The organism is Pseudomonas sp., assembly GCF_017744435.1.
Lineage (GTDB): Bacteria > Pseudomonadota > Gammaproteobacteria > Pseudomonadales > Pseudomonadaceae > Aquipseudomonas.
Genome location: NZ_JAGIBG010000059.1, coordinates 1 through 9829 on the forward strand (window position 1 = coordinate 1; position 9829 = coordinate 9829).

General features: G+C 66.2%; 8 protein-coding genes. 6 read left to right on the forward strand and 2 right to left on the reverse strand.

Annotation, left to right across the window (positions count from 1 at the left end; translation table 11 throughout):
- The 6 genes from J7573_RS25245 to J7573_RS25270 all read left to right on the forward strand — a co-directional run.
- Positions 1-132 (forward strand): muconolactone Delta-isomerase family protein (locus J7573_RS25245; protein WP_294331881.1); only part of this gene is annotated, 132 nt, incomplete at its 5' end.
- A gap of 51 nt (positions 133-183) precedes the next feature.
- Positions 184-1119: a catechol 1,2-dioxygenase gene (gene catA / locus J7573_RS25250; protein ID WP_294341246.1), complete on the forward strand. Its 936-nt coding sequence runs from the start codon at positions 184-186 to the stop codon at positions 1117-1119.
- A gap of 172 nt (positions 1120-1291) precedes the next feature.
- Positions 1292-2650, forward strand: a complete 1359-nt coding sequence (locus tag J7573_RS25255; RefSeq protein ID WP_294341249.1) for an MFS transporter — start codon at positions 1292-1294, stop codon at positions 2648-2650.
- Between the two features lies 1 nt (position 2651).
- Positions 2652-3611 carry an AraC family transcriptional regulator gene (locus J7573_RS25260; protein ID WP_294341252.1) on the forward strand — a complete coding sequence of 320 codons (960 nt, stop codon included), beginning with the start codon at positions 2652-2654 and terminating at the stop codon, positions 3609-3611.
- Between the two features lie 97 nt (positions 3612-3708).
- A complete protein-coding gene (locus J7573_RS25265) occupies positions 3709-4809 on the forward strand; it encodes an NAD/NADP-dependent octopine/nopaline dehydrogenase family protein (RefSeq protein ID WP_294341255.1) in 1101 nt (366 codons plus the stop codon).
- Positions 4806-5822 (forward strand): 3-hydroxybutyryl-CoA dehydrogenase, encoded by a 1017-nt coding sequence (locus J7573_RS25270; RefSeq protein WP_294341259.1) that lies wholly within the window; start codon positions 4806-4808, stop codon positions 5820-5822. The genes J7573_RS25265 and J7573_RS25270 overlap by 4 nt, the downstream gene beginning before the upstream one ends.
- On the opposite strand, the gene J7573_RS25275 is transcribed toward J7573_RS25270, so the two are convergent.
- Both J7573_RS25275 and J7573_RS25280 read right to left on the reverse strand, forming a co-directional pair.
- A complete protein-coding gene (locus tag J7573_RS25275) occupies positions 5784-7916 on the reverse strand; it encodes a methyl-accepting chemotaxis protein (RefSeq protein WP_294341261.1) in 2133 nt (710 codons plus the stop codon). The two genes, J7573_RS25270 and J7573_RS25275, sit on opposite strands and share 39 nt — an antisense overlap.
- A 330-nt stretch (positions 7917-8246) precedes the next feature.
- Positions 8247-9491: an OprD family outer membrane porin gene (locus tag J7573_RS25280; RefSeq protein WP_294341264.1), complete on the reverse strand. Its 1245-nt coding sequence runs from the start codon at positions 9489-9491 to the stop codon at positions 8247-8249.
- Positions 9492-9829: the final 338 nt, after the last annotated feature.

Here is a 9829-nt window from a genome sequence, read left to right on the forward strand (position 1 = left end):
AGCGTATTCGACGTGCCCAGCGTCGAGGCATTGCACGACACGCTGATGCAGCTGCCGCTGTTCCCGTACATGGACATCGAAGTCGACGGCCTGTGCCGCCACCCGTCGTCGATCCACAGTGACGACCGTTGATTCACCCTTGAACCACGACTACCTGACAAGAACAATTCGAGGTAAGCAGAAATGACCGTGAAGATCTCCCACACCGCCGATATCCAGGCCTTCTTCGAGCAAGTGGCCGGCCTGGGCCAGGCCGAAGGCAACCCGCGTTTCAAGCAGATCATGCTCCGTGTGCTGCAGGACACCGCGCGCCTGATCGAAGACCTGGAGGTCAGCGAAGACGAGTTCTGGCATGCCGTCGCCTACCTCAACCGCCTCGGCGGGCGCAACGAGGCGGGCCTGCTGGCGGCAGGCCTGGGCATCGAGCACTTCCTCGACCTGCTGCAGGACGCCAAGGACGCCGAAGCCGGCTTGACCGGCGGCACCCCGCGCACCATCGAGGGCCCGCTGTACGTGGCCGGTGCACCGCTGTCCGAGGGTGAAGCGCGCATGGACGATGGCACCGACCCCGGCGTGGTGATGTTCCTCCAGGGCCAGGTGTTCGATGCCGACGGCCAGCCGCTGGCCGGCGCCACCGTCGACCTGTGGCACGCCAACACCCAGGGCACCTACTCGTACTTCGATTCCACCCAGTCCGACTACAACCTGCGTCGGCGCATCGTCACCGATGCCGAAGGCCGCTACCGTGCCCGTTCCATCGTGCCGTCCGGTTATGGCTGCGACCCGCAGGGCCCGACCCAGGAATGCCTGAACCTGCTCGGCCGCCACGGCCAACGCCCGGCACATGTGCACTTCTTCATCTCGGCACCGGGCCACCGCCACCTGACCACGCAGATCAACTTCGCCGGCGACAAGTACCTGTGGGACGACTTTGCCTACGCCACCCGTGATGGCCTGATCGGCGACCTCCGGTTTGTCGACGATGCTGCCGCGGCGCGTGACCGCGGTGTGCAGGGCGAGCGCTTTGCCGAGCTGTCTTTCGACTTCCGGCTGCAGGCCGCCAAGGCGCCAGAAGCCGAGGAACGTAGCCACCGGCCACGGGCGCTGCAAGATAGCTAAGCCCTGACTCAACCCTTGTGAGAGCGGGCATGCCCGCTCCCGCAGACCTCCATTCCAATAACAATAAAGGTCCTAGGTCATGCGTAATCCCGCCCTGCGCGCGCTCGCCTGTTACTGACAGGTCACTGCCTTGTAATCCCTTTCCAGGCTGTCCCTTCAGGAATTCGCGAGCATGAATACCCTCACTCAAGAGCAACACCTCAAGCAGCACAACAAGCGCTATTTCTACGAATGGTACGTGGTCATCCTGTGCATGGTGGCCTACATCTTCTCGTTCGTTGACCGGCAGATCCTGGCCCTGATGATCGAGCCGATCAAAGCCGACCTGCAGCTGAGCGACACCCAGTTCAGCCTGCTGCATGGCCTGGCCTTCTCGCTGTTCTATGCCTTCATGGGCATGCCCATCGCCTACCTGGCCGACCGCTTTTCGCGCCCGCGCATCATCGCCGTCGGGGTGATCTTCTGGAGCTTCGCCACCGCCGCCTGTGGCCTGAGCAAGAACTTCACCCAGATGTTCCTGGCGCGTATCGGCGTGGGTGTCGGCGAAGCGGCGCTGTCACCGTCGGCCTACTCGATGTTCAGCGATATGTTCCCCAAGGAAAAGCTCGGCCGCGCCGTGGGCATCTACTCGATCGGCTCGTTCGTCGGCGGCGGCATCGCCTTCCTGGTCGGCGGCTACGTGATCACCTTGCTCAAAGACGCGCAGACCATCGAGGTGGCCTTGCTCGGCGCGATGAAGGCCTGGCAGCTGGCGTTCTTCATCGTCGGCTTGCCTGGGGCGATCGTCGGCCTGCTGGTCTGGCTGACCGTGCGCAACCCGCAGCGCAAAGGCGCGCAACTGGATGCCGACGGTAACGTACGCAAGGTCCGGCTCAGCGATGGCCTGCGCTTCATCGGCCGCCACCGGGCGACCTTCGGCTGCCATTACCTGGGCTTCTCGTTCTACGCCATGGCGCTGTTCTGCATGATGAGCTGGACCCCGGCGCTGTACATCCGCAAGTTCGGCATGAGCCCCGAACAGGCCGGCTTCATGCTCGGCACCATCCTGCTGCTGGCCAACACCACCGGCGTGGTGTTTGGCGGCTGGCTCACCGACCACCTGGCCAAGCGTGGGCGCAGCGATGCGGCCATGCGCACCGGGGTGATCGGCGCGGTGGGCATGATCGTGCCGGCGGTGCTGTATTCGCAGGTCGACCAGCTGTGGCTGTCGGTGACCTTGCTGGTGCCGGCGATGTTCTTCGCCTCGTTCCCGATGCCGGCCTCTACCGCCGCCATGCAGATTCTCTCGCCCAACCAGGTGCGCGCCCAGGTGTCGGCGGTGTTCCTGCTGATCAGCAACCTGCTCGGGCTGGGCCTGGGCACCACGCTGGTGGCGTTGATCACCGACCGCTACTTCGGCGCCCCGGCCGCGGTCGGTTCGTCGATGTCGATCGTCAGCTTCGGTGCCTCGCTGCTGGCCATCGTGCTGCTGGCCAAGGGCTGCAAGTGCTTCCGTGACAGCATGCGCCGCGAACACCCCGCCGAGGCCTGAGATGCTGGCGGACATCCAGCTGCTGGAGCGCTTTCCGCTGTTTCACTCGCAGGATGTGGCCGAGATGCAGGTGCAGCTGGCCCGCTATCTCTGCCCGCATCGGCTGCGGGTGCTGGACGATGCTGCGCCGCAATTGCAGGTCAACGGCGTCGAATTTGCCGGCGTGCGCCTGCTGCAATTGCATTATGACGCGCCGGTGGAAGTCAGCCTTGAGGGCACCGGTGCGCAATACCTGTTCCGCACCACCTTGCAGGGGCAGTGCGAAGTCAGCCACGGCCAGGCGCATGCGGCCGTGGCGGCGGGCGGGCTGAGCGTCAGCTCGCCGTTCGCCAGCAGCCGTATCGTCACCGGCGGCGCCTGCCGCAATGCGGTGCTGAGCATGCCCCGCGAGGCGCTGGAACTGCATCTGCAGCAGCTGCTGGGGCGCAGCCTGGGGCCGCCGCTGGCGTTCGACGTGCCGCTCGCCGCCGACCACCCAGGCGTCCACGCACTGGGCCTGACCCTGGATTACCTGTGCCGGCTGTTCGCCCTGCAACTGAGCCTGGCGCCCTTGCGCCAGGGCCTGGTGGATCACCTGGTGCAACTGCTGTTGACCCAGTTGCCGCACAACTACTCCGCCGCGCTGCTGCAACCGGCAGGAACCCCGCTGCCCAGCCATGTGCGCCGGGCGCGGGAGCATATCGAGGCCAACCTGGACCAACCACTGGCGCTGGCGACCTTGTGCGCACTCAGTGGTGTTTCGGTGCGCACGCTGCAGAACGGCTTTCGCCAGTTCCTCGGGCAGACCCCGGTCGAGTACATCCGCGACCGGCGCCTGCAGGCGGTGCACCAGGCGCTGCAGAAGGGCGAGGGCAGCGTGACCGAGGTACTGCTGCGCTTCGGCATCAACAGCCCGGCGCATTTCACCCAGCAGTACCGGCAGCGCTTCGGTTGCCGACCCTCCGACACGCTCAGGGGCTGAAAGCTGCGCAATCGGAAGCCTGCCTGCGCGATCCGCAGCGCTGGGCAAACGCGTGATGGCTAGCATCGGCCTACCTTACACACGCGGAGTTCCACCCATGCAAATCACTGTTCTTGGCGGCGGCCACGGCTGCTATGCAGCGGCTGTCGAGATGGCCGAGCGCGGCCATGCCACGCGCCTGTGGCGCCGTGACGTTACGGCCCTGAAAACCCTGCAGGCGATTGGCAGCCTTACCGTGCGCGATTATCGCGGCACCCGCCAACTGGCCCTTGGCGACAACCTGCACCTGGTCAGCGACCTGGCCGAAGCGCTGCAGGGTGCGGACCTGGTGATCATCCCTTTGCCGTCGACCAGCCACGCGGCGCTTGCCGCTGAAGTCGCGCCATTACTCAGCGCTGGCCAGGTAGTGTTCCTGCCGCCCGGCACCTTTGGCAGCTATGTGTTCGCCAAGGCCATGCGCGACTGTGGCAACCACGCCGAGGTGGCCTTTGCCGAAACCGGTACCTTGCCCTACCTGGTGCGCAAGCACGGCGCCGACCAGCTGGTGATCAGTGCCTACGCCACGCGCCTGCCGACCGGCGTGTTGCCCAGCCGCCTGTCGGCGCATGCCTTCAGCGTGCTGCGCGAGGCCTACCCCAGCGTCGAGCCGATCGAAGATGCCCTGAGCGGTGCATTGATGAACGCAGGGCCAATCATTCACCCGCCGCTGATCTTGATGAATGCCGGGCCGCTGGAGCACTTCGAGTCGTGGGACATCCACAACGAAGGCACCCAGCCGTCGATCCGCCGGGTGACCAATGTATTGGATGCCGAACGCATGCGCGTGCGCGAGGCGCTGGGCTACCCGGCGCCGCATTTCCCCTTGGCCGACCACTACAACACCGACCAGGGCGATGAGTGGATGTACGGCCGCGGTGCCCATGGCAAGCTCACCGACAGCGGCGACTGGCGCGAGAAGATCGACCTGCAGCAGCACCGCTACATGCTCGAAGACACCCGCCTGGGTCTGTCGCTGCTGGTCTCGGTCGGGCGCTGGGCCGGCGTGCCGACCCCGGTGGCGCAGGGCTTGCTGGCCTTGGCCTCGGCAGTGACCGGGCGTGACCTGTATGGCGAAGGCCGCACCCTGGAGAACCTCGGCCTGGCGGGGCTCGACCGCGAGCAGATGGCGGCCTTGCTGCGTGACGGTGTCGCGCCATGAGCGGGCCATTGCGGCACATCGCCGTGGTCGGTGCCGGACGGATGGGCGAGGGCATCGCCCTGGCCTTCGCCCAGGCCGGCGTCCACGTCAGCCTGATCGACCTGAAGGCCCGGCAGGCGCAAGCCCAGGCCAGCTACTTCGAGGTGGTCAGGCGTAACCTTGGCGTCGAGGCGCAGAGCCTGGTTGACCTCGAACTGATCGGTCAGCAGCAGGCCGAACGGCTGTTGTCGCGGGTTCAACTGCTGACACGGGAGGAGGGCGGCCAGGCGCTGCAAGGTTGCGGGCTGGTGTTCGAGGCGGTGCCGGAAGTGCTCGAGGCCAAGCGCGAGGCGTTTGCCTGGATCGACCGGCAGGTGGCGGCGGACGCGATCATCGCCTCGACCACTTCGACCTTCCTGGTGACCGAATTGGCCGCCATGGTCAGCATGCCCGGGCGCATGGTCAACGCCCACTGGCTCAACCCGGCGCACCTGATGCCGCTGGTGGAAGTCTCGCGCAGCACCGCGACCTGCGAAGCGGTGGTCGCCGAACTGCTGGCCACCTTGCAGGCCATCGGCAAGGTGCCGGTGTTGTGCAACGCCACCCCCGGCTTCATCGTGCCGCGCCTGCAGGCGCTGGTGATGAACGAGGCGGCGCGCATGGTCGAGGAGGGCGTCGCCAGCGCCGAGCAGATCGACCTGGCCGTGCGTACCGGCTTTGGCCTGCGCTTTTCGGTATTGGGCCTGCTGGAGTTCATCGACTGGGGCGGCGGCGACATCCTGCACCACGCCTCGAGCTACCTCAGCCGCCATCTGGGCGAGCGCTACCAGGCGCCGGCGTCGGTGCTGGACAACATGGCCAGCGGGCGCAACGGCCTGCGTGATGGCGTGGGGTTCTACGACTACCGCGATACCGACATCGACGCCTATCGCCATGGGCGCCTGGCGAACCTGGTGCAGCGCCTGCACCAGGCCGGGTTGGCGCCGCGCTTTGCCTCAGGCCTTGAAGCGCTCGATCAGCCCTTGCTGCTCTGACGCCAGGTCGTTCAACTGCTGGCTGATCCCCGCCGAGCGCTCGGCCTGGCCAGACAGCGAGGCGGTGACATCGCGCACCGCCTCGACGTTGCGGTTGACCTCCTCGGCAACGCTGCTTTGCTGTTCGGCGGCGCAGGCGATCTGCACGTTCATGTCGGTGATCACGCTGACCGCCTGGCGAATCTGCGCCAGTGCCTGCAGGGCCTGGCGCGCCTGCTCGGCATTGGCCTGGGCCTGCTGGTAGCTGTGCTGCATGGCGCCGGTCACCTCATGGGTGCCGTTGCGCAGGTTGTCGATGATCGCGCCAATCTCTTCCACCGAAGCCTGGGTGCGCTGGGCCAGGCCGCGTACCTCATCGGCGACCACGGCAAAGCCGCGACCGGCGTCACCCGCACGGGCGGCTTCGATCGCCGCATTCAATGCGAGCAGGTTGGTCTGCCGGGCAATCGACAGGATCACCCCCATCACCGCGCCGATCTGCTCGCTGCTCGCGGCCAAGGCCTGCAGGCGCTGCATCCCCTCGCTCATGCCGCTGGCCAAGGCCTGGATGCCTTGGGTGGTGCTTTCGATCACCTGCACGCCGGCGCCGGTGGCCTGATCGGCATGGCGCGCCGCCTCGGCGGCTTGCGCGGCGCTGTGGGCCGCTGCCTGGGCGGTGGCAGACATTTCGTGCAAGGCGGTGGCCATCTGCTCGATCTCGCGGAACTGCTGCTGCATGCCGGCGCTGGTCTGGCTGGCGATGCGCGCCGATTGGTCGGCGGTGTCGCGGGTATCGCGCACACCACCCTGGACCTGGGCGATCACCGGTTGCAGGCGTTCCAGGAAGCGGTCGAAGGCGCGGCTCAGGCGGCCCAGTTCATCCTTGCCGGGGTAGGCCAGGCGGCGGGTCAGGTCACCTTCGCCTTCGGCAATGTCTTCGAGCAGGTAGGCGACCTGCAGCAGCGGGCGGCTGACGCTGCGCGCGGTCAGCCACATCATCGCCACGCCCAGCAGCGCAATGCCCAGGCCCAGGCCGATCTGCAGGGCCAGGCTGTGCAGGCGCTGGGTGCGCATCTGTTCCTGCAGCGCGGTCACTGGCGCGCCGAGCACGTCCTTGCCGACGCTGACCAGCACGGCCCACGGGCTGGCTTCTGGCAAGGGCTGGATCGGCACCAGCATGCGCATGTGTTCGGCATCCTCGAAGGCCTGCGTGTGGCCTGCGGCGGCGGCGTCGAGCATGGCTGCGGCCTGCTCGGGGTGGCGTGCCTTGAACAGCGTACCGAGGCGTTCGGGGTGGCTGCTGTCGCCGGCCAGCAGCCCGGCCGTGCTGACGATGGCGATATCGCCCTGGCCGTCGTACAGCGCTGCGGCGGCTTTCTCGGCGTCACGCTGCAGGGTCGCCAGGTCGATGTCCAGGCCGATCACCGCCACCACACGGCCCTGGTCGATCAGCGGCAGGGTCAGGCTGGTGACCAGCCGCGCGGTGCCACTGGAGTTGTCGACGTAAGGTTCGAGCAGGCAGGGCTTGGCGCTGGCACGCGAGCAGCTGAAGAACGCGTTGAACGGCGCGCCGCTGGGGCCGGGCGAGGTGTCGGCGAGCAGTTTCTCGTCGCCAGGCACAGCCTGCAGCTGGCCGGGGCCAGGTTGCAGCCAGTACAGGGCGAAACGGCCCTGGTCGTTGCTGCCAAGGTCCAGCCGGCCGGGGAAGTCGGCATCGTGGCTATCCAGGGCGTTGGGCTCGAAGGTGATGAACAGCCCGAGTAGCTCCGGGCGCCCGGCCAGGGCATCGCGCAGCACCTGGGTGAGGTCGCGGCGCAGCTCGGCCGGGGGCAGTCCAGCACGCTGGCGCAGGTGCATGACCTGGCGACCCACGCCTTCGGCGAAGGTGTAGGCGCGACTGAAGCCCTGCTGGATCTGCAGCGCCTGGGCCTGGCCCTCGGCGCGCAGGTTGCTGCGCGCGGCGGTCAGCAGCATGTCGCTGGCGCTGCTGCCGACCTGGTCTTCACTGCTCTGGCGCTGGGCCAGGGCCAGTGCGGTGAGGAGCACGACGATGGCAGCCAGGCACAGGCTGGCGAGCAGGGTGATCTTGTTGTGGATGCTCAAGGCGTTGGTCATGTTGTTGTTTTCCGCGACGCGAGTTGGGCTCGCGGCAGGCTACCGGGGCGTTGGCGGTTGCGGAATGGGTGGGGAGTGGATTGGCAGGCAGGGGCAAGAGGTTGGCACGGGTGGGCAATCCTGGAAGTGTGCAGCCTGGGCTGGCCTCTTCGCGGCGGTTCGGCGCACCGTCACGCCCGCTCCCACAGGTACAGCATGATGCCAAGGCTTGTGATATCCCTGTGGGAGCGGGCGAGCCCGCGAAGAGGCCAGAGGCACAAAATAAAAGGCCCGGACCCTCCCCGCACGGAAAGGCCCAGGCAAAGGAGCAAAACTGTGGCTTGGTGCTGATTACCAGAACTTCCAGGTGTAGGAAGTGATGAAGCGGTATTCGGTGTAGTCGTTGCCGTACTGCTGCTGGGTACGCATGTTCTTCAGGTCGAACGACAGGTCCTTGAGCGGGCCGCTCTGGACCACGTAGCTGAGCATGATGTCGCGCTCGCTTTCCTGGTCGCGAGCAAGGCCCGGGCCGCGGTCGACGTCGGTGCCTTTGATATAGCGGGTGAACAACTTGAGGCCGGGAATGCCCATGGCCACGAAGTTGTAGCCGTAGCGCACCGACCAGCTGCGCTCGTCCGGGCGGATGAAGGGGATGCTCGCCCAGTTCGGCAGCCACAGCTGCGGCACATAGCCGTTCAGGGTCGGGAACACCGTGTCGCCGGTCATGCGCTGGTAGCTGGCGCCGATCATGTGGCCGCTCTTTTCCAGGGTCACCAGGCCGAAGTAGGCGCGGTTGTCCACCGGGCCGCTGCGCGCGGCGCCGTCTTCGCGGTTGTTGAAGTAACCGACGTCGGTCTTGAGCTGGTAGCCGTCGGCGAACTTCAGGGTGTGCTTGATGCCGCCGTAGTCCTGCTTGTAGATGTCGTTGAGCACGCCGTGGAAGTAGCTGCCCTGCAGGTCTGGGGTGAAGTTGTAGGTGGCGCCGGCGAAGTCCAGGCCATCGCTGTCCTGGCTGTCGCTGGTGCCGAAACGGTACAGGCGCTCGTGGTTGGACGACTCGCGGGTGACGATCGACCAGAAGCGCCCGCCGACCAGGGTCAGGTTGTCGATGTCGCGCGATTCGACAACCGCGCCCTGGTAGATAGTGTCGAGCTGGCGGCTGGGGTCGTTGGAAGCGACCGGGTAGAACGGCTTCTGGTCGCCGATCTTCACCTGGGTCTTGGCGTACTTGAGCTTCAGCGTCGCGCCGCCACGGCTGTAGTCGTCGGCAGCCTGCTGGCGGTGCTGGCTGAACGGCAGCGAGCCATCGTTGCCGGTGGAGTCCAGGCGAAAGGCGTATTGGCCATTGAGATCAAGGCCGACAGCCAGCGGGGTATTGGTGTAGCCGGACTCGAACTGCAGGTCGAAGCCCTGCGACCAGTTGCCGACCTTGGACACCGGCGCGCTGGAGTTGGTGAAATTACGGTTCAGGTAGAGGTTTCGGAAGTTCAGCGACAGGTGGCTGTCATCCGCCACGTCGGCGAAGCTGGTCAGGGGTAACACGGTGCCCACACACAAGCACAACGTTTTCGCACGCAACGGCCATTTGAGTTCCATGGGGTAATCCTGGAATGCGTAATCCTGGAAATGTGATCAGTACAAGGTCTCGGCAGTCGTTCAACCGGGCAGAGGCGCTCTGCAGGTCTGTGGCCCGCTTGCCTGTCACGTATTGTTTTTGTTGTTTTTAGATATCCAGCACCGGGCGCTTGCTTGCTACGCGCCCGGGAATAGCACAGGGTGAATGCATGACCTCAGAGGATGTAGCCGATGCCGGCGAGGGCATCGTCGCTGTTGATCAGGCTGATCACCTTGCGGTGGATCTTGAAGCCGCCTTCGGCGCGGACCAGGGTGTAGGTCAGGTCGGCGCTGTAGTGCTTGAGACTTTCCTTGCGGAA

Excerpts from the sequence above, each read along its gene's own strand:
- J7573_RS25275 (WP_294341261.1), bottom strand. The coding sequence starts at position 7,916 with ATGACCAACGCCTTGAGCATCCACAACAAGATCACCCTGCTCGCCAGC.
- J7573_RS25260 (WP_294341252.1), top strand. The coding sequence starts at position 2,652 with ATGCTGGCGGACATCCAGCTGCTGGAGCGCTTTCCGCTGTTTCACTCG.
- J7573_RS25265 (WP_294341255.1), top strand. The coding sequence starts at position 3,709 with ATGCAAATCACTGTTCTTGGCGGCGGCCACGGCTGCTATGCAGCGGCT.
- J7573_RS25255 (WP_294341249.1), top strand. The coding sequence starts at position 1,292 with ATGAATACCCTCACTCAAGAGCAACACCTCAAGCAGCACAACAAGCGC.
- J7573_RS25280 (WP_294341264.1), bottom strand. The coding sequence starts at position 9,491 with ATGGAACTCAAATGGCCGTTGCGTGCGAAAACGTTGTGCTTGTGTGTG.
- J7573_RS25270 (WP_294341259.1), top strand. The coding sequence starts at position 4,806 with ATGAGCGGGCCATTGCGGCACATCGCCGTGGTCGGTGCCGGACGGATG.
- catA (WP_294341246.1), top strand. The coding sequence starts at position 184 with ATGACCGTGAAGATCTCCCACACCGCCGATATCCAGGCCTTCTTCGAG.